The following is a 22,362-nucleotide window of genomic DNA, read 5'->3' as shown; positions in this document are numbered from 1 at the left end:
GGACAGGCTACGACGACAGCGTCGGCGACACGGACTCCAGCGCGGCCTCGAAGTCCGCCATCGTCACCGAGAGCTCGTCGGCGTGCTCGTTCGCCGCCTCTCCGTGCTCGTCGGCGACGCGTTCGACCGCGCGCATCGTCGCGTCCCTGGCCACCGCGGTGAGGTCCGCACCGGAGTATCCAGCCGTGCGCGAGGCGATCGCCTCCAGGTCGACGTCCTCGGCCAGCGGCTTCCGCTCCGTGTGGACCCGCAGGATCTGGAGCCGTGCCTCCTCCTCGGGCGCCGGCACCTCGACGTGGCTCTCCAGCCGGCCCGGGCGGAGGAGCGCGTCGTCGAGGCTGTCCCTCCGGTTGGTCGCGGCCAGCACCGCGAGGTTGGGGTTCTCCGCAGCGCGGTCGAACTCGGTCAGCAGTTGCGAGACGACGCGCTGGCCGACGCCGGAGTCGCCGCCGGCGAAGTCGCGGTCGCCTGCCAGCGCGTCGATCTCGTCGAAGAAGACGATGACCGGCGCGGCCTGGCGGGCGCGCTCGAACAGTTCGCGGACGGCCCGCTCGGACTCGCCGACGTAGCGGTCGAGGAGCTCCGGCCCGGCGACCTGGATGAAGTTCACCTCCGACTCGCCGGCGATGGCCCGCGCGAGCAGCGTCTTCCCGGTGCCGGGCGGCCCCCAGAGCAGCACGCCGGTCGGCGGGTCCGCGTCGGCGGCGTCGAACAGCGGGCCGTAGGTGAGCGGCCAGGTCACGGCGCGCTCCAGCGTCTCCTTCGCCTCGGTCAGCCCGCCGACGTCCGCGAACGTCGTCGACGGCTTCTCGGCGACGTACTCGCGCATCGCGGAGGGTTCGACGCTCGCCATCGCGGACTCGAAGTCCGCGCGGGTCACCTCCACGCTCGCGAGGTCCGCGTCGGCGTCGGCGTGGCGGACGCGACGGAGCGCGGTCAGCGCGGCCTCGGTGGTGAGCGAGTCGACGTCGGCGCCGACGAAGCCGTACGTTCGGGCCGCGAGTCGGTCGAGGTCGACGTCGTCGGCGAGGGGCATCCGGCGGGTGTGCACCTCCAGGATCTCCCTGCGGCCGGCCTCGCCGGGCACGCCGATCTCGATCTCGCGGTCGAAGCGCCCGCCGCGCCGCAGGGCCGGGTCGAGCGAGTCGACGCGGTTCGTCGCGCCGATTACGATCACGTCCTTCCGGGCGTCGAGGCCGTCCATCAGCGAGAGCAACTGGCCGACGACGCGGTTCTCCATGTCGCCGCCGTCCTCGCGCTCGCCGGCGATGGAGTCGATCTCATCGAAGAAGATGATCGCCGGCGCGTTGTCGTCGGCCTCCCGGAAGATGTCGCGCAGGCGCTCCTCGCTCTCGCCCTTGTACTTCGAGGTGATCTCCGGGCCCGACACGGAGATGAACGTGGCGTCCACCTCGTGAGCGACCGCCTTCGCGATGAGCGTCTTCCCGGTGCCGGGCGGGCCGTGGAGCAGCACGCCCTTCGGCGGGTCGATGCCGAGCCTGGTGAACACCTCGGGCTCGGCGAGCGGGAGTTCGATCGTCTCGCGCACGAGGTCGAGCTCCTCGTCCAGCCCGCCGATGTCCTCGTAGCTGACGCCGGTCGCCGCGGGCGCCGAGGGCGCGGCGGTGGAGCCGCTCCCCCCCGTCCCGGCCGACGCGCCACCCGACCGCGTTCCGCTCGACCCGTCGCCCCCGACGTTCGTCCGCGTCGACCCGGACGTGGAGCGGCTCCGACTCCCGCCGGAGTCGTCGCTCCGACGGACGGTCAGCCTCGTCCGGTCGCCGATCTTGACGGGACCGTCGGGCGACGTGGAGGCGACGACGAAGACGTTGCCGCCGAGGTGCGGGAGCCGGACCTGCTCGCCGGCGGTGACGGGGCGGCCGTCGAGGTCGCGCTTTGCCGCCCGGGCGAGGGTCACGTCGTCGATGTCCACGCCGTCGAGCGCCGCCGGCGCGGTGAGGGTGACCTCGTCCGCGGGTTCGACGCTCTCGGCGACCACCCGCACGGTCTCACCGATCTTCGCGCCGGCGTTGATCCGCGTCTCGGCGTCGATGAGGAGTTCGCCGTCGTTCGCTTCGGTTCCCGCGGGCCACACCTTCGCGGCCGTCTCTCGCTCGCCGGCGATGCGGACCGTCTCGCCGGAGAGGACGCCGAGCGCGCTCATCGCGGCGTCCGGGAGGCGGGCGATGCCGCGGCCGGCGTCGCGCTTGGCGGCGCCCCGGACCTGGAGGGTGATCCCGTCGTCGTCGCTCATGACGCGTCGTTGGGATGGTGGGGCTTTACCGGTTTCCACTGTCCGGACAGGCGGGTCGAATCCTACTCGGCGTCTTCGTCGGTGCCGTCGTCCGTGTCGTCGCCGGCGTCGATTCCGGCCGCCGTGAGGAGGGCGGCGGCGGTCTCGTCCGCGTCACTGCTGGGGTCCACTTGCTCCGCGTACCACCGGACGGCCGCGCCGAGCACGTCGGCCGGGTCGGTCGCGGCCACCTGGATGCTCGCGGTCTCGTCGTCCGCTCTCCCGGCCAGCGCGAGACCGTATGGGGCGCTCAGGGCGTCGAGTTCGGCCGCCAGCGCGTCCAGATGGGGGCGTTCGTCGGGGGGCCCGCTCGGGCCATCCTCGGGTCTCGTCGGCCCGTCGTTCGTTCGCCTCTCCTCGACCTCGACGCCGCCGGCCCCCGTGGAGATGACGTACCGACCCTCGCCGCGCTCGTAGACCTCGTCCCGCTCGCGGATGTCGAGGTCGTCCGGGTCGAGGACCCCGTCGTCCGGCGGGTCGTCGCCTGAATCCGTCCGGTCGTTCCCGTCGCTCACGGGCTGTCGTCCGGCGGCATCCGCCTTAGTTCCTCAGTCGGGAGTATCAGGGGTGAGAGCGGATTGCCGGCCTGTTTGCGTCTCCGAACTCTAGCCTCCTGCTCGAGGATAGGGCCTGCTGACCCAGATCATCCTTCGCGGTCCAGTGACGCGGACGTGCGGTAGCAGTCGACGCACGTCCGCATCTCGCACTGCAACACCACGGTTTTGATATGCACCGGGCGGGTTCGTTCGGTATGGACGATAGCGACGTCTCGGACCAGTACGCCCCGGAGGCGGTCGAATCCGCCGTCGAGGCGCACTGGGACGAGGAGGGCGCCTACGAGGCGGCGAAGGAGGCGCACGCCGACGACCCCGACTTCTTCTTCGTCGACGGCCCGCCGTACACGACCGGCCAGATGCACCTGGGGACGGCCTGGAACAAGACGCTGAAGGACACGGTCCTCCGGCACAAGCGGATGACCGGGCACAACGTCACCGACCGGCCGGGCTACGACATGCACGGGCTGCCCATCGAGACGAAGGTGGAGCAGGAACTCGGCTTCGACACCAAACGGGACATCGAGGAGTTCGGGATGGAGAACTTCATCGAGGAGTGCCGCGAGTTCGCCGAGCGCAACCGCGAGAACATGGACGAGGACTTCCAGTCCATCGGGACGTGGATGGACTGGGACGACCCGTACAAGACGATCTCGCCCGAGTACATGGAGGCCGCCTGGTGGGCGCTCTCGCGGGTCCACGACCGGGGGCTCGTCGAGCAGGGCAAGCGCGCCATCTCCCAGTGTCCCCGCTGTGAGACCGCCATCGCCAACAACGAGGTGGAGTACGAGGACATCGAGTCGCCCTCCATCTACGTGAAGTTCCCCCTGACGGGGCGCGAGGGCAACCTGGTCATCTGGACGACGACGCCGTGGACCATCCCCGCGAACGAGTTCGTCGCGGTCGGTCCGGAGCTCACGTACCAGGAGGTTCGAGCAGAGAAGGACGGCGAGGAGGAGACCCTTTTCCTCGCCGAATCGACGGTCGAGGACGCCCTCAAGCGGGGCCGCTACGACGACTACGAGGTCGTCGCGGAGTACGCCGGCGAGGACCTCGTCGGCTGGGAGTACGAGCACCCGCTCGCCGAGGAGGTCCCCGACCACGCCGAGGGCGAGGGCGTCGGGCAGGTGTACACCGCCGACTACGTCGAGGCCGACCGGACCGGCCTCGTCCACTCCGCGCCGGGCCACGGTCAGGAGGACTTCGAGCGCGGGCAGGAACTCGGCCTGGAGACGTTCAGCCCGGTCGGCGGCGACGGCGTGTTCACCGACGAGGGCGGGGAGTACGCCGGCCAGTTCGTCCGCGACGCCAACGACGACATCGTCGCCGACCTCGACGCGAAGGGTCTCCTCCTCGCCGCGGAGACCCACGCCCACAGCTACGGTCACTGCTGGCGGTGCGACACGCCCATCGTCTTCCTCGCGACCGACCAGTGGTTCATCCGCATCACCGAGATCAAGGACGAACTGCTCGACAACATCGACGACAGCGAGTGGCACCCGCACGAGGCCCGGGAGGGCCGCTTCCGCAACTTCGTCGAGGAGGCGCCCGACTGGAACATCTCCCGCCAGCGCTACTGGGGCATCCCGCTTCCCATCTGGGTGCCCGAGGGTGAGGGGAACCCCGACATGGACGACCTGCTCGTCGTCTCCTCGCGCGAGGAACTCGCGGAACGGGTCGACCAGGACGTGGACCCCGAGACGGTCGACCTCCACCGGCCGACCGTGGACGACCTCACCATCACCGAGGACGGCGTCACCCACGAGCGCGTGCCGGACGTGTTCGACGTGTGGTTCGACTCCTCGGTCGCCACGCTCGGCACCATCGGCTACCCGTCCGACCAGGAGACGTTCGAGCGCCTCTGGCCCGCCGACCTCATCATCGAGGCGCACGACCAGACCCGCGGCTGGTTCTGGTCACAGCTCGGCATGGGCACCGCCGCGCTCGGCGAGCCACCCTACGACGAGGTGCTGATGCACGGGTTCACGACGCTCGGCGACGGGACGAAGATGAGCAAGTCCCGCGGCAACATCGTCACCCCGCAGGAGGCGATCGAGGAGGTCGGGCGCGACCCGCTCCGGTGTTACCTCCTCAGCCACGAGCAGCAGGGTCAGGACCTCGCGTTCGAGTGGGACGGCCTCCACGCGATGCAGTCCACGCTCAACATCCTCTGGAACGTGTTCCGCTTCCCGCTGCCGTACATGCGCCTCGACGGCTACGATCCCGCGGAGCCGGAACTGAACGACGGCGACCTGACGACCGTCGACGAGTGGGTCCTAAGCCGCCTGCAGACGACGAAGGCGGAGATGGCCGACGCCTGGGACGACTACGAGGTCGACGACGCGCTGAACGCCCTGCTCTCGTTCGTCACCGAGGACGTCTCGCGCTTCTACGTGAAGGCGATCCGCGAGCGGATGTGGGAGGACGAGGACTCGGCGAGCAAGCGCGGCGCCTACGCCACGATGGCGACCCTGCTCGACGAGGTCACGCGCCTGCTCTCCCCGTTCGCGCCGTACCTCACCGAGCGGATGTACCAGCACCTCGACGGGAGCGCGACGACGGTCCACCAGCTCCCGTACCCCGAGGTCGACGAGACGCTCCGGGACCCCGATCTCGAACGCGACATGGCCGTCCTCCGGGGCGTCGAGGAGGCGGCGGCGAACGCGCGCCAGCGCGCCGAGCGCAAACTGCGCTGGCCGGTCACCCGCGTCGTGGTCGAAAGCGCCGACCCCGCGATCCGCGAGTCGGTCGGCAACCTCCGGGACCTGCTGGCAGAGCGCGTGAACGCCCAGTCGGTCGAGGTGGTCGACTCGTACGGCGAACTCGTGGAGGTGGCCGAACCCGAGATGTCGAAACTCGGCCCAGCGTTCGGCGGCGACGCCCAGCGCATCATGGAGGCGATCCGGGGGTCCGTCCGCGCGGAACTCGACGCGGGCGACGGGCTCTCCGTCACCGCCGACGGCGAGGAGTACGACCTCGACGAGGGGATGGTGGACTTCCACTCGCAGGCGCCCGAGGGCGTCGTGAGCGCCGAGTTCGACGGGGTCCCCGCGTCGGGGGACGCGGGAGCGCGCCGGACCGGGTCCGGCGGCGGGACCGTCTACGTCGACACCGAACTCACGGAGGCCATCGAGTCCGAGGGGTACGCCCGGGACGTGGTCCGACGGATCCAGGAGATGCGCAAGGAACTGGACCTCGACGTGGACGAGCGCATCCGCGTCTCCCTCGACGTCGCCGACGACCGCGTCGCCGACTTCGTCGACGAGCACCGCGACCACATCGCCGAGGAGACGAGGACCGACGAGTTCGTCGAGGGCGTCGCCCAGCGGCGCGAGGGCGGCGACCCCGACGGCGTCGACTTCGACCTCGTGGAGGAGTGGACCGTCGAGGGCGTGGCCGTCACCATCGGCGTCGCCCGTGTCGCCGCCGAGCAGCAGGCGGACTGACCCGCGTCGGCGACCCCTCTCGTTCTGCGACCCGGTAAGTCCGTCTCGTACCGGAGACGGAAGCGCCGCGTGCTCCGTGTCCGCGTGAGTGGCGTTCCACCGTTTAGTAACCGAGACGGGGGGCGTTCGAGAGACGAACCCGACGCTCGGGTGGAACCAGCGTGAGACCGTCGGTTGGTACGTCCCTAAATTCCCCTTTCGGCTTACACCACGACCCGTCCAAAACTCACCTCGTCCGGCGAGAGATGGACGGTGAGGCCGTGCGCTTCGTCGGCGGGCGCGTCCCATTCGTAGGTGTTCTCGGGTCCGTTCTCCACGGCTACCCGTATCTCGAACAGTCCCTCCTCTCGAACTGGGTTCTGGTAGCTCCGTGATTCGTCCTGCGCGATGGTGGTGGTGTCCGAAAACACCTCCTCCCCGTCGGAGGCACGAATCACGGACGTCGTGACGGTGACGTCCCGCTCGAAACCGTTGAACAGCCTCAGATCCTCGATATCGGAGAGCGAGAGGCATCCTGCCGTGGACAGTACAGCCACGCTCGAGACTCGGAGGAAGGTACGACGGGATGGAGGGTCCGACATATCCGACGCGTGTAACCCCGTTGGTAAGTGTTTTCCCTGTACGTACCTGCGGGGATTCGACCCCTCGCCCCCGAACGGGTTCGACCTAACCGGTCGACGCGGTTTCGGCGACCACGCGAGGACACGAGCAGGCGCCCCGAGGGTCGACGTGGATTCGATCGGGGTCGACGTATTCGGACCTGTCCTATCGAGGTATCCCCCCTCGGTAGGAGCGGAATTCCTGCAGGAAGCGCGGCGGTAGGGTCCGAAATCGCCGAACCGCTTCCGAGCGACGAAGCGGCGCTGTACGACCGCTGTAACCCTCGTAAATTACTTTCAACGTTTCCGCGGTCGGTTATTAACTAACTCCCGTCGCCCGCTTCGGGTAGTGTATGTCGGATCCGAGCAGTTTCGACGGGTACTCCCGCCGGGGGTTCCTGAGCGGGATCGGAGCGGCGGGTACGGCGGGAACGCTGCTGGGGAGGACGGCCGCTGCGTCGCGAGGGGAGTCACCCGCGCCGACGAGGGACGTCGACGTGCACGAGGGGCTCACGTACGCGGAACGCGACGGGGAGTCGCTGGAACTGGACCTGTACGTACCGGAGACGGACGACCCGTCCCCCCTCGTCGTGTGGATCCACGGCGGTGCGTGGGTCGCCGGGGACAGAACTCGTTCTCCCGACCTGCGCAGGTACTTCGCGAGTCGAGGCTACGCGATGGCAACTATCGAGTACCGGCTCTCGGCGGTTCCGAGGGGGGTCACCCCGACGATCACCCCGAACGGCAACGAACCGAGGGGGACGTTCCCCGACCAGATCGTCGACGTGAAGGCCGCCATCCGGTGGCTACGGTCGGAGGACGGGACGTACGACCTCGATCCGGACAACGTCGCGGTCTGGGGGCGCTCGGCCGGTGGCCACCTCGCTGCCCTCGCGGGGACGGCCGCCGACGTCGAGGAGATCGCGGGGGACGTCTACCCGGACGAGGCGGTCGAGAAGACGGTCGCCCCGGCGGAGTCGGGCCGCGTGCAGGCGGTCGTGGACTGGTGCGGGCTGACCGACTTCCTCGAAGCGGACTCGCAACTCGACGGCAGGGGGTTCTCGCACAGCGGCCCCGGGTCGCCCGAGTCGCTCCTCCTCGGGGGGCGGATCACGGAGAACGAGGACGAGGTCGAGCGGGCGAACCCGATAACGTACGTCGACTCCGAGGACCCGCCGTTCCTGATCGTGCACGGCCGGGCCGACACGACCGTCCCGTACCAGCAGAGCGAACTCCTCTACGAGGCCCTGCGGGACGCCTGCGTCGACGCGACGTACTACGAACTGGACGGGCTCGGGCACCGATTCGGGTTCGACGAACTGAGCCGGACGCCGGGAGCCGACCAGACGGTTCTGGAGACCCGGGACTGTGAGGACGACGAGGAGTCGACGCCCGGCGACGGTTCCGGGAGCAGTCCGCCGATCGGACCGGACGCGATCGAGCAGTTCCTGGACCGGAACCTGGGTCAGTAGAACAGCGACCGCGCGTTCCGGCCGTCCGTGGTCGCGACGAGCTCGGATGCGGCGACGTGTGGCCGGGGGTGAAGGGCGAGTGGTATCGGTACCAGTCGAACGAACATCTCTATCCGTCGATATCGGTGAGAACCTGTTCGGCAAGGTAGTCGCCGAAGGGGAGGGACGACGTGAGCCCGGGCGAGACGATGTTGAGCACGTGCAGCGAGTCGGGACCGCGTTCGATCAACGGGTCCTTGACGAGTTCGCCATGTTCGTCGACGAGTTGCGCACGGTTGCCCGCGAAGCTCCGCCGAAAGTCCGCTTCACGAACGTCGGGAACGAGCCGCCGGGACGCCTCGACGAACTTCCCCTTTCGGTACGACTTGTTGAGTTCGTCCCACGCGACACCGATCATCTTCGGACTGGCGATGAGCTTCCGGAACCCTCCGTACCGGAGCGTCTCGGCGAACTCGCCGAGGTCGAACTGGGTGTTCCGATACGCCTCGCGTCCGAACGCCAGCACGGCGTTGGGGCCGACGATCACCTTGTCGTCCGTGCGCCGGGTGTAGTGCACCCCGAGGAACGGGAGTTCGGGGTCGGGCGTCGGGTAGATCATCGTCTCGCAGAGGTACCGCTTCTCGGGCACCAGTTCGTAGTACTCGCCGCGGAACGGCACGATCTGGTACTCCGTCCCCACGCCGAGCTGGTGGGCGATGCGGTCCGCGTACAGCCCGGCGGCGTTCACGAGGTACCGCGCCGAGACGCTCCCGCCGCTGGTCTCGACGACGTGACCCGACTCACCGTGGCGTACTTTCTCGACACGATGGCCAAGGTAGAAGTCGATGCCGAGGTTCTCGACCTCGGTCGCCAGTGCGTAGACGTACTTCTGGGAGTCGATGGAGGCCGCCTCGGGGCAGTAGAGCGCAGCCACGCCCTCGGCATGCGGCTCGCGCTCCGCGAGTTCGTCGGGGCCGATGATCTCGGTCTCGACGCCGTTCTCGTCGGCCTGCGCCCGCAGGGTGTCGAGACGCGCCACCTCCGTCTCGTCCCTCGCTACCACGACGACGCCGAACTCCCGCAGCGGGATACCGTTCTCTCTTGCGTACTCCTTGAGTCGAGCCGTCCCCGCCGTGGCGAACCGAGCCTTCAGGGAGCCCGGTGGGTAGTTGAACCCCGGGTGGAGCACGCCGGAGTTGCGTCCGCTCTGGTGTTCGGCGAGGTGGTACTCCTTCTCGAGGATGCAGACGTCGAGGTTCGATCGCTCGGCGAGGTGCTTGGCGACCGAACAGCCGACGCAGCCGCCGCCGACGATCGCGACGTCGTACTCGATCATTGGCGTGAACCCGTTCCACGGACGTAACGCGGCCGTGGACCTACAGTTCGTATCCCTGCCTCCATAAGGGATTCACCGGCACTCGAAGGGGGGACGGTCCTCTACTCGGAGGATGGATCACCGACGCCTACTCCCGCGGAGACGACGAACCTACGACGCGGAATCGGACGCCGTGCAGACCAGATAGCAGTACCACGAGTTTCCGCGACTCACCTCGCCGCTCGCCCCGACCGCGAACCCGCCCTCCTCCAGCATCGACTCCCAGTAGCCGAGCGGGTCGTCCGTCGCCTCGTGGGTCGCCGAGAGTTCCAGCACGCCGAACTGCCCGTCGCCGTCGAGCGCCCGTCGCGCCTCCCGGACCGTCGCCTCGGCGTCCGGACGGGACAGGTCGTGCAGCACCCGACACGCCGTCACGACGTCCTGCGACCCAGTGCGAACCGGAAGCCGAGTCGCGTCGCCCCGGACCGCTTCCGCGTCGACGCCCGCCGCCCCGGCGTTTCGCACGGCAATCCCCGCCGCGTTGCCGAGGATGACGCCGGAATCGAAGACGTCCAGCGCCGTGACCCGGGTAGCCGAGAGCGCGTCGCTCCCCGCACCGGACGTCGCCACCCCCGTCAGCGACCGCCCGGTACCGGAGCCGACGTCGAGCCACCGGTCCGCGTCCTCCAGGTCGAGGGCGTGCCGGAGCGGCGCGTACTTCCAGCCGTCGGCCTGCCACGGGGCGGGGACGAACAGGCGCTTCAGGGCGGGTTGTCCGTACCAGAGACCGCCGAAGACGAGCACCAGGCCGAGGATCCTGGCGGCGTCCGTGCCGACCAGCGTCCCGAGCGCCACCCCCGCGAGTGCGACCGCGACTCCCGCGCCGATCCGGCGGAGGCGGCGCCGCCAGTGGTACACCCCGAACCAGTAGCGGAACACGGCCGACCGTTCCGCGCGGACCCCTTGCCTCTGTCGGTCAGTGGCGGTCCGCCGGCCATACTGCCGCCTGGCCGCCCGGGGCGTGCCGACCGGAGCGGGGAACGCCCGACACCCACAAGTCGCCTGGTCCGCACGATTCAGTATGGACACGGACGTGCTCGTCGTGGGCGGCGGGGCGACCGGCGTCGGCGTCGCGCGGGACCTGTCGATGCGCGGCGTCGACGTGACGCTCGCCGAGCGCGGCGGCCTCTCGTCCGGGACGACCGGCCGGTCGCACGGGGTGCTCCACTCGGGGGCGCGCTACGCCGAGTCGGATCCCGACGGCGCCGCCGAGTGCATCAGGGAGAACGGGATCCTCCGCGAGGTGGCGACCGGCTGCGTCGCCGAGACCGGCGGGCTGTTCCTCTCGCTCGACGGCGACGATCCGGCGTACTTCGACGCGAAACGCTCTGCCTGCCGCGACGTCGGCATCGACGCGGAGGAGATCGACCCGGCCGAGGCGCGCGAGGCGGTGCCGGACCTCGCCGGGGACCTCGACAGGACGATGCGCGTGCCCGACGGCGTCGTCTTCCCCTCCCGTCTGGTCGCCGCGACGGCGGACGACGCCCGGCGGCACGGCGCCGAGATCCTGACGGACGCGCCGCTCAAAGCGCTCCACGTGGAGGATGGCACCCTGGCGGGCGCGACGGTCGGCGGAACACGGGTCGACGCCGAGGTCGTCGTGAACGCCTCAGGCGCGTGGGCGGGCGAGTGTGCCGCGCTCGCCGGGGTCGAGGTGGAGATGCGCCCGACGAGGGGGGTCATGGTCGTGGTCGAGTACCCCGGGCTGGGGCCGGTCCTCAACCGTAGCCGAGCGCCGGCCGACGGCGACATCGTCGTCCCGCACCGCGACAGGGCGGTGCTCGGGACGACGAGCGTGGCGGTCGAGGACCCGGACGAGTACCCCCGCGAGGAGTGGGAGGTGGAGCGCGTGATCGACGAGTGTTCCGCGATGGTACCCGACCTCGACGACGCCCCGGTCGAGGGGACGTACTGGGGCGTCCGCCCGCTGTACGGTCCGGACGAGAGCAAACGGGAGTCTCGCGGCATCTCGCGTGACTTCTTCCTCCTCGACCACACGCGGGACGGCGTCGACCGCTTCCACACCATCGTCGGCGGGAAGCTCACCACCCACCGCGCGATGGCGGAGGTGACGGCCGACCGCGTCTGTGCCGACCTCGACGTGGACGCGCCGTGTCGCACCGCGGACGAACCGCTCGCCGCCGCGGGCGACCCCGACCGCCTGGACGAACTGGTCGCAGAGTTCGACGCGCGCTCGCCCGCCGACGCCGACGTGGTCGGCGCCGACTGAGAACGACGACCGGGCGACACCCCACGGCCGCACGAGCGGGTGTCACGCTACAACGATCGCCCCAGCCCCGAAGGGTGGGAATGGAAGGGGCCGCGCTCTCGGCGAACCCCGGCGGAGCAAGCACCGCAGGCGAGTGAACGAAGTGAACGAGCCGAGTAGCGCAGCGAGCCGCGGGAGCAGAGAGCGCGGGGGCTTCCAGAACGGTCTTCGTCGTCGGCACGGTAACCGCGTTCACGACGACTATTACCGCGAACCGTCACCGACGACGCTTTCCCGCGGGCGCCCACAGCCTGGGGCAACCGGATGCCCCCCACCGACGACACCACCGACCTCGGGGAACTCGACGAACTCGAAGACCGCGACGAGTCCGACGAGGCGACCGAACCGACCGTCCCGCCGCTGGCGCTCGACATCGACGGCACGCTCACGACGCCGGCCCACACGATCGACCCGCGCGTCTTCGAGGTGCTCCCGGAGTGGCCCGCGCCGGTCGTCATCGCGACCGGGAAGGCGTTCCCCTACCCCGTCGCGCTCTGCCACTTCGCGGGCATCCCCGAGCGCGTCATCGCCGAGAACGGCGGCGTGGTCTGCGTGGACGAGCACGTGAGCTACGAGGGCGACCCGGAACGGGTCCGGGAGGCGGCCACCGCCTTCGCAGAGCGGGGCGGGGACCTCGGGTGGGGCGCCGCGGACACGGTGAACCGCTGGCGCGAGACCGAGTTCGCGGCGCGGCGGACGGCCGACGAGGCCACACTGCGCGCGCTCGCCGACGAGTTCGACCTGAACTTCATCGACTCGCAGTACGCCTACCACCTCACCTCCCAGGGCGTGAGCAAGGGCCGGGCGCTCGGGACGGTCGGGGAGGTCCTCGACATCGACCCGACCGAGTTCGTCGCGATCGGTGACAGCGAGAACGACGCGGAACTGTTCGGGGTCGTCGGGGAGAGCTACGCGCTCTCGAACGCCGACGACACGGCGAAGGAGGCTGCCGACACCGTGCTCGACGTGGGGTTCATGGACGGGACGCTGTCGGTGCTGAACGACCTTCTCGACCGGGCGTAGGGGGAACCACCTTCAGGCGTCGTCTTCGCTCCCGGTCGACTCCTCGATCCACTCCGCGAACGGCGCCGCGACCGCGTCCGCCTCGAACCGCTCGACGCACGGGACGTCGTACGGGTGGAGATCGGCGACGCGTTCCTCGGCCGCCGCGACGGTTTCTGCGCTCGTCTTCACGAACAGCACCTCCTCCGCCTCGTCCTCAAGCACTTCGCCGTCCCACCGGTAGGTCGACTCGCAGGGGACGCGGTTGACGCACGCCGCGAGGCGCTCCTCGACGAGCGTTCGCGCGAGGTTGGGGGCCGCCTCCGGCGGTGCGGTGACGTACAGCGTCGGCATCGCCTACTCGTCCGTCCCCTCGATGGGGAGGAACGTGCCGTTGATGTCCCACTCGTGGATGCAGTACACGTCGCCAGGCCCGTCGGCGAGCCGCCAGGCGTCGGCCTCGTCACTCCACTCCTCGATCCGGCCGCAGCGCTCGCACTCGCGTCGATCCGGCCGGCGAATCTGCACGGGCATACACCGAGAGGGTACGGCACGCGGCTTAAGCCCACCGTCGGTGGCAGAGGCCGCGCGACCGCTCGGCCCGTCACCGTGGGGGCAGAGCCAAGTGGCCCTCCCGCGTCTTCCCGGCCGTGATCAAGGTGGTCGAGTTCGTCGTCCGCGACGACGGACTTACGCACGAGGAGTTCGCGGAGTACTGGCTCGACGAGCACAGCCCCATCGCCTCCGAACTTCCGGGGCTGAAACGCTACCTCACCTCGCTCTCGACCGACCCCGAACGCGCCGACTACGACGGCGTGCTCGAACTCTACTTCGAGGATATGGACGCTTACGCGGCCGCCTTCGAGTCCGACGCCGGCGAGCGGACGCTCGCTGACGCCGACTCGTTCCTCGAGGTCGGGGCGGGGCCGCGGATGATCGTCGAGGAGACGATCCAGGTCGACGACCGCTGAACGGGCCGACAACGGGGACAGGGGCCGAGGGCTTATCGCCCGGGGCGACGCCTCGGACGTATGGGCTTTCACACGTTCGACGTGGAGCGGGCCGACATGCTGGAGGAGCCCGACCGCTTCCGCCACTGCTCGGCCGAGGAGTTGGTCGCCGCGCTCGGGGTTCACGCGGACGCGACAGTGGCTGACCTGGGGAGCGGCACCGGGTTCTTCACCGACGTCGTCGCGCCCCACGTCGGCCGCTGTTACGCGGTGGACGTCCAGCCGGAGATGCACGACCTGTACCGCGAGAAGGGCGTTCCCGAGACCGTCGAGTTCCTCACGGCCGAGGTCGCCGACCTCCCGCTCGACGACGACGCGCTCGACGCCGCGTTCTCGACGATGACCTACCACGAGTACGCCGGCGAGGAGTCGGTGGCGGAGCTCGCGCGAGTGGTCCGGCCCGGCGGCCGGGTCGTCACCGTCGACTGGACCGCGGCGGGGTCGGGCGAGGCGGGCCCCCCGAGGGACGAACGGTTCGCGCTCGGCGACGCGGTCTCGGCGTTCGAGTCGGCCGGATTCACCGCCGAACGGGCGGAGACGCGGGTGGAGACGTTCCTCCTCGTCGCCCGCCGGTAATCACCCATCGCCCGCTGGTGCCAGTTCGACGGCCAGCGGTCCGTGTCGAACGATTTCCGTGGTCAGACGGCGGGCGACGGGGTGCTCACCCCGCGGACTCGTTCCGGCGCTGCTCGCCGTGGGAGTCACACAGTATCTCACCCGTCTCGGTGTCGAAGTAGAACGGCTCGCCTGGCCGGATCATCCTCCCGTCGACTCCGCAGCCGTCCTCGTGGTTCAGGAAGTACTTGCCGCCCCCAGTTCCCGTTTCCAATCGGCTGGTCCGGACGGCGAACCGAACCAGTCCCTCGCCGATCTGTGTGCGCTCGGCCGAGTCGGCCATCTCGAACCTGATGACTGGCATCGTTCCGATGGAGGTTCGTCGCCAGTGTGCAAAACGTTCGGCCCTGACGGACGCATCCGACAATCGACTGGTCGGCAGCCGTCGCCTGACCGCCCGCGTGTACCCAGTAGGGGGCCGGCTTCCGGCACGTAGCACTAACCGGATCTGCCCCGTCGTTCCCCCACGATGACGGACGCCACCGACGTCACCGACCTCCACGAGGAGTTCGGCGGGGAGCGACTCCCACCCGGCCAGCGCCAGACCGAGCGGTTCCCCGTACTCTCGAAGAGCGGAACTCCCGGCTGGAGCCCGGAGACGTGGGAGTTCACCGTGACGGGCGCTGTCGAGACCGACCTCTCGATCACCTGGTCGGAGTTCACCGATCTGCCGGCCGAGACCCAGAGACAGGACTTCCACTGCGTCACCGGGTGGAGCCGGTTCGACAACGAGTTCGCGGGCGTCACGTTCCCCGAACTCGCCGGGCGCGCCGGCGTCGACGACGACGCCGTCCACGTCATGTTCCGGTCGCTGGACGGCTACTCGACGAACCTCCCGCTCGACGACTGCATGCGCGAGGAGGTGCTGTTCGTCCACGAGTTCGACGGCGACCCGCTTCCGACCGAGCACGGCGGACCCCTGCGCGTGGTGACCCCGCACAAGTACGCGTACAAGGGGGCGAAGTGGGTGACCGGCGTGGAGTTCCTCACCGAACCGGAACGGGGTTACTGGGAACGTCGCGGCTACTCCAACACGGCGAACCCGTGGAACGAGGAGCGGTACAACTAGACGGCCGTTCCGCGTTCGCGTGTCCGGCCAGCCGACAGTACCGGCCCTGCGGCGTTCGCCGACTCACTCCTGTCCGTCCCAGAACCGTTCCAGCCCGAACCGGAGCATGTCCGGGCTGACCGGCCGGAACTCCTCCCGGGCGGGCTCGGGGAAGTACTCGCGCACCGAGTTCCACGAGTCGCGGGCGTAGCGGGCGTCCACGAGCACGCGGACGCCGACCTCCTCGGGACCGCGGATGACCCGCCCGATCGCCTGTCGGGCCTTCCGGACCGCCGGCACCGTGAGCGCCGTCTCGAACCCGTTCCCGAACTCGCGGTCGTACGCCGTCTTCACGGCCTTCGTCCGCGGCGAGGCCGTGTTGATGATCGGCACCCCGCAGATCACCGCGGCCGAGAGCCGGTCGCCGCGGTAGTCGACCCCCTCGGTGAGCGTCCCGCGGATGCTCGTCACGAGCGTCTTCCCCTCGCCGCCGAAGAACTCGGCCTTCAACTCCTCGGTCGCCTTGTCGGCGCTCGACTCGTCCAGCAGCACCGGCGCGTCGGTTCGCTCGTCCAGCACGCCGGCCACCCACTCGGCCTCGCCGTAGCTCGGCATCCCGACGAGCACGTTCCCGGGCGTCGTCCGGACCACCTCGACGACGGCGTCCGCGTGGGCCTCGCGCGTCTCATTCTCCTCGCCCGGCGGCCCGCGGTTGCCGTAGGTGAACTTCGGCGCGTCGATCGCGAACGACGCCCGGTTCCGCTCGGGGAACGTGAGCCCGTAGGTCCGCTCCTCGACCGGGCGGCCCTCGGATTCGAGGTAGTTCAGCCCGGTCACCTCGCGGAACACGTCGAGCGGTGCGAGCGTCGCGGACATGAGCACCCCTCCGCCGAAGTCCGCGATGCGCTCGCCGATGGCGTCCGCGGGGACGCAGTTGTGGAGCGCCAGCCGGGCGTTGTACGCCCGGCGCCAGGAGTCGGCCGGCTCCGTCTCGTCCCACGTCCGCTCCAGTTCGAGTTCCCGGAAGTACGACTCGTGGTCGAGCCGGTACCAGGCGTTCAGCAGGCGGCCCACCGCCGGCGCAGCGCGCTGGGTCTCCTCCTCCTCGGCCTCGTTGAGGATCCGCGCCACGACGGCGCCGACGGTCTCGGCGCGCGCCCACACCTTCTCGCCGTAGCCGGCGTCGCGGGCCCACTCGGAGAGTTCGTCCTCCGCCGGTTCCTCGGGGTCACGGAGGGGGACTTCGGCGTCGTGCAGGTTCGTCAGGTCCGCGCGCCAGCCCCGGTGCTCGCTGTCGAGGTGGGCGGTCACGCGTCGGTCCACCTCCTCGCGGAGGTCGCGGACGAAGTCGCGCACGAGTTCCAGTTCGCTCAGGCTCACCTCCGCGTCGGAGAGCTCCCCCCGGACGAGTTCCGCGTCGGTCGTCCCCCGGGCGCGCTTCCCCTCGTCCTCGAAGGCGACGGGCTGGATGACGCGGGTGAGTTCGTTCTCGGCGTCCCGGAGCGTTCCGTCGCCGACGCCGTCGGAGACGAGGTCACGGACGCGCGGTTCGAGCATGTGCGCCTCGTCGCAGACGACGAACGTCGAGTCGTCGAGCAGCGCGCCGGTGAACGTGGCGGCCGTCACGGGGTCGAACGCGTGGTAGTAGTTGCCGACGACGACCTCGACCTCGGGGACGAGCGCCCCCATCATCGAGTGCGGACAGGTCCCGTTGCCCGCCGACAGCCTGACGAGTTCCTCGGCGTCGACGAGCCCGGCGTCGGCGAAGTCGAACGGCACCGCCTCGACGGGGTCGCCGTCCTCCGGGAGGTCCTCGAGGAACTGGGCGTAGAACGGGCAGTACTCAGTCCCCTCGCCCGTCGCGCCGCCGCCGTGCTCGGGCATCTGGGGGAGGTACGGCGTCGGCTCCCCCGCGGTTTCGAGGTAGGAGACGCCCGCCTCGCCCGAGTCCGCGATGCCGGTCTGGGCGCGTCTGGCCTGCTGGACGAGCGCGCCCGCGGTCGCGTCACCGCCCTCCCCGGTCAGCGCCCGGGTCCGCTCGCGCAACCCCTCGCAGCGGTCGTACATGTTCGAGTCGTCGATGCCGGCCCGGTTCTCCCGGGCGTACGGGCAGACGTCCGCCTTCCCGACGAGCGTCATCGCCGAGACGGGCCGCCAGTCGTCCGGGAGGTCGGCGTTGATCGTCTCCAGGTCCTGTTCGAACTGGCGGAGCTGTTGCTTGACGCTCGTGAGCACGAACACGCGCTCGAAGTCGGAGTCCGGGTCGCGGACGAGGTGGATGCCGGCGGTGAGCGCGAGCATCGTCTTCCCCGTGCCACAGGCCCCCTCCAGCGCCAGGTACCCGCCGTCCCGCGCCGCAGCGACGGCCGCCTCGACCCCGTCCTCCTGTTCGGGGTACGGGTTCGAATGCCCGAACACCGCTCGCCAGTCCTCGGCCTCGGTCACGCTCTCACTCACGTTCGACACGGCTTCAGTGCGTCGATGGTCCCCCCTTCGGTGATAAACCTACGTCGGGGCGGGGGCTCGCACGGTCACGGGACCGAACCCGGACACCAGCCGGTCCCGGTCGACACGTCCGCAGCGGACGCGTCGGCGGTGGCGGTGGTCTCGGCCGTGGTCGTACCGCTGTCCGCGTCGGTACCGGCGACGGCGTCGGGCGTCCCTTCCGAGGAGGCGTTGGCGGCGGCCGTCAGCGCGGCCTCGGAGTCGATCGCTCTGGCGTCCCCGTCGGCCGTGTCGCGGAGGATCGCCTCCACCTTCGCGGGCGACAGCGCCTCGTCCGACTGCATCGACGCCACCGCGCCCGCGACGACCGGGGCGGCCGCGGAGGTGCCGTCGAACCGCCCCGCGACGGCCGTGTCGGCCGCGCCCGGCGCGCTGACGTCGGCGGACACGGAACTGTACCGTCGGAGCGTTCCGGAGTCGTCCACCGCGGCGACGGAGATGACGCCCGCCGCGTCGGCCGGTGCGACTGTGCTCCCCTCCCCGACCGCGTGGGCGAGCGACCGTTCGGCGGCGAACAGATCGACCGGCTCCTCGCCGGCGTCGCGGGCGTAGACGGCGACGTAGTAGTGTCCCTCCGAGAGCGTCGCGTCGATGGCCTCCGCGTTCCCGCTCGACCGGGTCGACTTCGCGACCACCGGGTCGTCCGGGCCGGCGAGGTCCCGGTAGAGGTAGAGGTCGTAGTCGGCGTCGCCGTCCCAGTAGAGCCTGAGGGTCACCTCGCCCGCGAGGGCGCCGTCGCCGAGCCGGTTCCCCTGGACCCCGTCGGCGAACTCGACCCAACCCTCGTCGTCGGGGCTCCCCCGCCAGTGGCTCTGGCCGTAGTTGCCGGCGGAGGTGACGAAGACGGCGCCGGACTCGGTCGCGCGCTCGGCCGCGCCGGAGATCTGCTCCATCCCGTCGGCGGTCGAGGGGAAGTAGCTCCCGGAGTCGACGATGACGTCCACGTCGTTCCCCAGCAGCCAGTCGACGGCGCGCTCGTACTCCGCGGGGGACGGCTGACTCCCGACGCCGACGAGGTAGAGGCCGGCGTCGTCGGTCCGGTCGGCAACGATCTCGGCGACGGCCGTGTCGTGGGACGACGCGGACGGCGCGTCGAGCGCGAACGACGACCCGGACAGCTGCGTGTGCGCGACGACCCGCCCGTCGAGCGTCGGGTGGCCGCTGTCGAACTCGCTCCCGATGACGCCGACCCGGACGGCGTCGTCACCGACGCCCGGGTCCCCGGTGGACCGGTCGACGGGGCTGCCGACGACGAACCCCTGGACCGTCGGCGAGACGTCGCCCCCGTAGGCGTCGGTCCCGGACGCGCCGGTCGCGCCGACGAGGCCGATGCTGATGCTCGCGAGCGCGACGAGGACGGCGAGCACGGGAGCCGCCCGGTTCACGGACCCACCCCGCGCGCCGTGGTCGGCCCGCCGGTTCCCATCACCGCACCCGGACGTGTTCCACCGCGAGGACGGTCAGCAGCACGAGGAGGCCGCCGGCGAGGAAGGCCGCGCCGGGCGGGAGGGCGCCGAGGGTGGAGGAGGCGGTCGCGCCGACAGAGTCGCCGATGCGCGGCGCAGTGGCGGGTCCCCCGAGGTCGACGACGCCGGCCCCGAACGCCCACTGGACGAGGAGGCTCGCGCCGCCGAGCAGGCCGACGACGCCGAGGATGCCGCGCAGGGAGTCGAGGAACGAGTTCCGGTCGTCGTCCCCGCCGACGGCGACCACGAGGCGCTCGTTCGCCGGGCCGTAGACGGTCATCTCGCGACCCTTCACGGAGTAGCGCGTGTCGACAGCCGTCACCAGCCCCGCCTCCTGGAGGTTCCCGAGGTGGTGGCGGACGTTCTGGACGGACGTGTCGACCTCCGCAGCCAGTTTCGACGCGGTGCGGGGTTCCTCGTGGAGGGCGGTGAGCAGCGAGCGGGCGGTCTGGGAGGAGAGCGATCCGATGAGCGCGTCGGCGTCCTCGTCGTCGAGCCAGCAGACGCGGACGTCGCCGTCCCCGGCTTCGGCGTCGACGGCCTCCTGCGGGCCCGCGTCGCTCCCTGTCGCCGTCCTGGTGACGGTCCCATCGCCACTCGCGGCGTCGGCGTCGGACGGGAGCAGTCCTGACATGCGGGGACGTTTCGCACACGTAGACTAAATGGTTCTGGCAGGTTTCACTACGAAAAGCTCGGATTAAACTCGCCAGACCGACGGTCGTTCAGTTCGTCGCGAGCGCGGCACCCGCCCGATTTACGGCGAGGGGCGTCGAACCGACGGTCGACATGATCACCTCCACCCGGATGGCGATGGTGGACCGCAACGCCGCGGCCCTCGGCGTCCCGCGAAAGCAACTCATGGAGTCGAGCGGGAACGCCGTCGCCCGGGTCGTGCGCGGGAGGGCGGACCCCGGCGCCCGCGTCACGCTCGTCTGTGGCCGCGGGAACAACGGCGGCGACGCGTTCGTCGCGGCCCGGTTCCTCGAAGGGTACGACCTCCGGGTCGTCCTGCTCGGCAGGCCGGGGACCATCTCGACCGACATCGCCCGGGAGAACTGGACGGCCCTCGCCGAGGCCGAGATCCCGACGGAGACGTGCACCGATTCACGGAACTTCTCCCTGGAGGGCGAGGACGGCGACGAGCCGGACCTCGTCGTCGATGCGATGCTCGGCACGGGCGTCTCCGGCGCTCCGCGCGAACCGGAGGCGACGGCGGTGCGCGCGATAAACGACGCCGACGCGACGGTGGTCTCGGTCGACGTGCCCTCCGGGGTCGACGCCGACACGGGCGAGGCGGCGGGCGTCGCCGTTGACCCGGACGCGGTCGTCACCTTCCACGACGACAAGCCGAGGCTCTCGGACCTCGACGCGGACGTGACCGTCGCGGACATCGGCATCCCGGACGGCGCCGAGACGTTCGTCGGACCGGGCGACCTGCTGCCGTTCGACCGCGATCCCCAGTCGCACAAGGGCGACCACGGCGAGGTGCTCGTAGTCGGCGGTGGCCCCTACACCGGCGCGCCGACGCTGTCCGCGCAGGCGGCGCTCCGGGCCGGCGCGGACCTCGTCCGCGTCGCCTGTCCCGAGTCGGTCGCCCGCGAGGTGCAGGCGTTCGACGAGAACCTCATCGTCCGGTCGTTCCCCGGCGACCATCTCGCGCCGGAGCAGGTGAACCGGATCGCCGACCTCGCCGCCGAGCACGACACCGTCATCTTTGGGCCCGGCCTCGGCGACGCGGACGAGACGCTCGACGCCGTCGCGGACTTCCTCGAGGGCTTCGGCGGGACCGCCGTCGTCGACGCCGACGCGCTCCAGGTCGTGCCCGAGGTCGACACGGACGCGACGCTGGTCTGCACGCCCCACCAGGGCGAACTCCGGAAGATGGGCGGCGAGACGGCAGACGACTGGCGCGAGCGCGCCGACCTCGTGACCGACTTCGCCGCGGAGCTCGGACACGTCCTGCTCGTGAAGGGCGCCTACGACGTGATATCCGACGGCGAGACGACCCGAATCGGCCGGACCGGCAACCCGGGGATGACCGTGGGGGGGACCGGCGACGTGCTGGCCGGCGTGACGGGGGCGCTCGCGAGCACCCAGGAGCCGACCCACGCGGCCGCCGTCGCCGCCTACGCGAACGGCCGCGCCGGGGACATGGTGGTCGAGGAGCACGGGTACGGCCTGGTGGCGACGGACCTCCTCGACAGGATTCCGGACGCGATGCGGGACGAGGGGGACGAGTGAATGTCCGGCAATGACGACCTCACCCACACCGACGAGGAGGGCGACGTGCAGATGGTCGACGTGGGCGACAAACCCGACACGGCCCGTCGGGCGGTCGCACGCGGGGAGATCCACCTCGCCGAATCGACGGTCGACGCGATTCGGGGTGACGAAGTAGAGAAGGGCGACGTGCTCGCCACGGCCCGCGTCGGCGCCGTCCAGGCCGTGAAACACACCTGGGAGACGATCCCGATGTGCCACCAGATCCCCATCACGAACGTCGACACCGACTTCGAACTCGGCGACGACCGCGTCACCCTCACAGTCGCCGTCGAGACGACGGGGAAGACCGGCTGCGAGATGGAGGCGCTGGAGGGCGTGACGACCGGCCTGAACGTCGTCTGGGACATGGTGAAGGCGGCCGAGAAGGACGAATCCGGGAACTACCCGGGTACACGCATCTCGGACGTGGAAGTGCTGACGAAGGAGAAGCGGGCGCTGGAGTAGCG

At 70.5% G+C, this 22,362-nt stretch carries 20 protein-coding genes; 9 read left to right on the top strand and 11 right to left on the bottom strand.

Translation table 11 applies throughout. The features are described 5' to 3' along the window. Window positions 1-7: 7 nt before the first annotated feature. Both HUG10_RS06695 and HUG10_RS06690 read right to left on the bottom strand, forming a co-directional pair. Window positions 8-2,254: an AAA family ATPase gene (locus HUG10_RS06695; RefSeq protein WP_179168825.1), complete on the bottom strand. Its 2,247-nt coding sequence runs from the start codon at window positions 2,252-2,254 to the stop codon at window positions 8-10. Between the two features lie 62 nt (window positions 2,255-2,316). Then, window positions 2,317-2,808, bottom strand: coding sequence for a DUF7500 family protein (locus HUG10_RS06690; RefSeq protein ID WP_179168824.1), 492 nt, complete (start codon window positions 2,806-2,808; stop codon window positions 2,317-2,319). 236 nt (window positions 2,809-3,044) lie between these two features. Here HUG10_RS06690 and ileS point away from each other — a divergent pair, with 236 nt between their 5' ends. After that, window positions 3,045-6,293: an isoleucine--tRNA ligase gene (ileS, locus tag HUG10_RS06685; protein WP_179168823.1), complete on the top strand. Its 3,249-nt coding sequence runs from the start codon at window positions 3,045-3,047 to the stop codon at window positions 6,291-6,293. A 203-nt stretch (window positions 6,294-6,496) separates the two neighbouring features. Here the strand turns inward: ileS and HUG10_RS06680 are convergent, their stop codons facing one another. After that, the gene (locus HUG10_RS06680) at window positions 6,497-6,829 is read right to left on the bottom strand and encodes a hypothetical protein (RefSeq protein WP_179168822.1); all 333 of its coding nucleotides are present in this window, start codon (window positions 6,827-6,829) and stop codon (window positions 6,497-6,499) included. Between the two features lie 416 nt (window positions 6,830-7,245). Here HUG10_RS06680 and HUG10_RS06675 point away from each other — a divergent pair, with 416 nt between their 5' ends. Continuing rightward, window positions 7,246-8,364, top strand: coding sequence for an alpha/beta hydrolase (locus tag HUG10_RS06675; protein ID WP_179168821.1), 1,119 nt, complete (start codon window positions 7,246-7,248; stop codon window positions 8,362-8,364). Window positions 8,365-8,473: 109 nt separating this feature from the next. Here HUG10_RS06675 and lhgO read toward each other — a convergent pair whose 3' ends face one another. Continuing rightward, a complete protein-coding gene (gene lhgO, locus HUG10_RS06670) occupies window positions 8,474-9,679 on the bottom strand; it encodes an L-2-hydroxyglutarate oxidase (protein WP_179168820.1) in 1,206 nt (401 codons plus the stop codon). A 150-nt stretch (window positions 9,680-9,829) separates the two neighbouring features. Further along, the gene (locus tag HUG10_RS06665; RefSeq protein WP_179168819.1) at window positions 9,830-10,597 is read right to left on the bottom strand and encodes a class I SAM-dependent methyltransferase; all 768 of its coding nucleotides are present in this window, start codon (window positions 10,595-10,597) and stop codon (window positions 9,830-9,832) included. Between the two features lie 142 nt (window positions 10,598-10,739). Between HUG10_RS06665 and HUG10_RS06660 the strand changes: the two genes are divergently transcribed. Both HUG10_RS06660 and HUG10_RS06655 read left to right on the top strand, forming a co-directional pair. After that, window positions 10,740-11,948: an FAD-dependent oxidoreductase gene (locus HUG10_RS06660; protein ID WP_179168818.1), complete on the top strand. Its 1,209-nt coding sequence runs from the start codon at window positions 10,740-10,742 to the stop codon at window positions 11,946-11,948. Window positions 11,949-12,251: 303 nt separating this feature from the next. Further along, a complete protein-coding gene (locus HUG10_RS06655) occupies window positions 12,252-13,010 on the top strand; it encodes an HAD hydrolase family protein (RefSeq protein WP_179168817.1) in 759 nt (252 codons plus the stop codon). Window positions 13,011-13,022: 12 nt separating this feature from the next. On the opposite strand, the gene cutA is transcribed toward HUG10_RS06655, so the two are convergent. Further along, a complete protein-coding gene (gene cutA, locus HUG10_RS06650) occupies window positions 13,023-13,343 on the bottom strand; it encodes a divalent-cation tolerance protein CutA (RefSeq protein WP_179168816.1) in 321 nt (106 codons plus the stop codon). A gap of 3 nt (window positions 13,344-13,346) precedes the next feature. Then, window positions 13,347-13,523, bottom strand: a complete 177-nt coding sequence (locus HUG10_RS06645; RefSeq protein WP_179168815.1) for an HEWD family protein — start codon at window positions 13,521-13,523, stop codon at window positions 13,347-13,349. A 116-nt stretch (window positions 13,524-13,639) separates the two neighbouring features. Here HUG10_RS06645 and HUG10_RS06640 point away from each other — a divergent pair, with 116 nt between their 5' ends. Next, window positions 13,640-13,960, top strand: coding sequence for an EthD family reductase (locus HUG10_RS06640; RefSeq protein WP_179168814.1), 321 nt, complete (start codon window positions 13,640-13,642; stop codon window positions 13,958-13,960). A gap of 60 nt (window positions 13,961-14,020) precedes the next feature. After that, window positions 14,021-14,575 carry a class I SAM-dependent methyltransferase gene (locus HUG10_RS06635; protein ID WP_179168813.1) on the top strand — a complete coding sequence of 185 codons (555 nt, stop codon included), beginning with the start codon at window positions 14,021-14,023 and terminating at the stop codon, window positions 14,573-14,575. Between the two features lie 85 nt (window positions 14,576-14,660). On the opposite strand, the gene HUG10_RS06630 is transcribed toward HUG10_RS06635, so the two are convergent. Beyond that, window positions 14,661-14,918: a hypothetical protein gene (locus tag HUG10_RS06630; RefSeq protein ID WP_179168812.1), complete on the bottom strand. Its 258-nt coding sequence runs from the start codon at window positions 14,916-14,918 to the stop codon at window positions 14,661-14,663. Between the two features lie 165 nt (window positions 14,919-15,083). Here HUG10_RS06630 and HUG10_RS06625 point away from each other — a divergent pair, with 165 nt between their 5' ends. Further along, a complete protein-coding gene (locus tag HUG10_RS06625; RefSeq protein WP_179168811.1) occupies window positions 15,084-15,683 on the top strand; it encodes a sulfite oxidase-like oxidoreductase in 600 nt (199 codons plus the stop codon). Window positions 15,684-15,746: 63 nt separating this feature from the next. On the opposite strand, the gene HUG10_RS06620 is transcribed toward HUG10_RS06625, so the two are convergent. The 3 genes from HUG10_RS06620 to HUG10_RS06610 all read right to left on the bottom strand — a co-directional run bounded on the left by HUG10_RS06620 (window position 15,747) and on the right by HUG10_RS06610 (window position 20,267). Beyond that, complete coding sequence (locus tag HUG10_RS06620; RefSeq protein ID WP_246310226.1) at window positions 15,747-18,128, bottom strand: ATP-dependent DNA helicase; 2,382 nt, start codon at window positions 18,126-18,128, stop codon at window positions 15,747-15,749. 65 nt (window positions 18,129-18,193) lie between these two features. Then, complete coding sequence (locus HUG10_RS06615) at window positions 18,194-19,552, bottom strand: S8 family serine peptidase (RefSeq protein ID WP_179168810.1); 1,359 nt, start codon at window positions 19,550-19,552, stop codon at window positions 18,194-18,196. A gap of 40 nt (window positions 19,553-19,592) precedes the next feature. Continuing rightward, complete coding sequence (locus tag HUG10_RS06610) at window positions 19,593-20,267, bottom strand: ArsR/SmtB family transcription factor (RefSeq protein ID WP_179168809.1); 675 nt, start codon at window positions 20,265-20,267, stop codon at window positions 19,593-19,595. Between the two features lie 152 nt (window positions 20,268-20,419). Between HUG10_RS06610 and HUG10_RS06605 the strand changes: the two genes are divergently transcribed. Both HUG10_RS06605 and moaC read left to right on the top strand, forming a co-directional pair. Then, complete coding sequence (locus HUG10_RS06605) at window positions 20,420-21,874, top strand: NAD(P)H-hydrate dehydratase (protein WP_179168808.1); 1,455 nt, start codon at window positions 20,420-20,422, stop codon at window positions 21,872-21,874. After that, window positions 21,875-22,360, top strand: a complete 486-nt coding sequence (gene moaC, locus HUG10_RS06600) for a cyclic pyranopterin monophosphate synthase MoaC (RefSeq protein WP_179168807.1) — start codon at window positions 21,875-21,877, stop codon at window positions 22,358-22,360. It abuts the gene before it with no gap. Window positions 22,361-22,362 lie beyond the last annotated feature (2 nt).

Origin of the sequence: Halorarum halophilum (genome assembly GCF_013401515.1) — an archaeon.
Classification (GTDB): Archaea; Halobacteriota; Halobacteria; order Halobacteriales; family Haloferacaceae; genus Halorarum; species Halorarum halophilum.
This window is presented reverse-complemented; position numbering and strand designations above follow the sequence as displayed.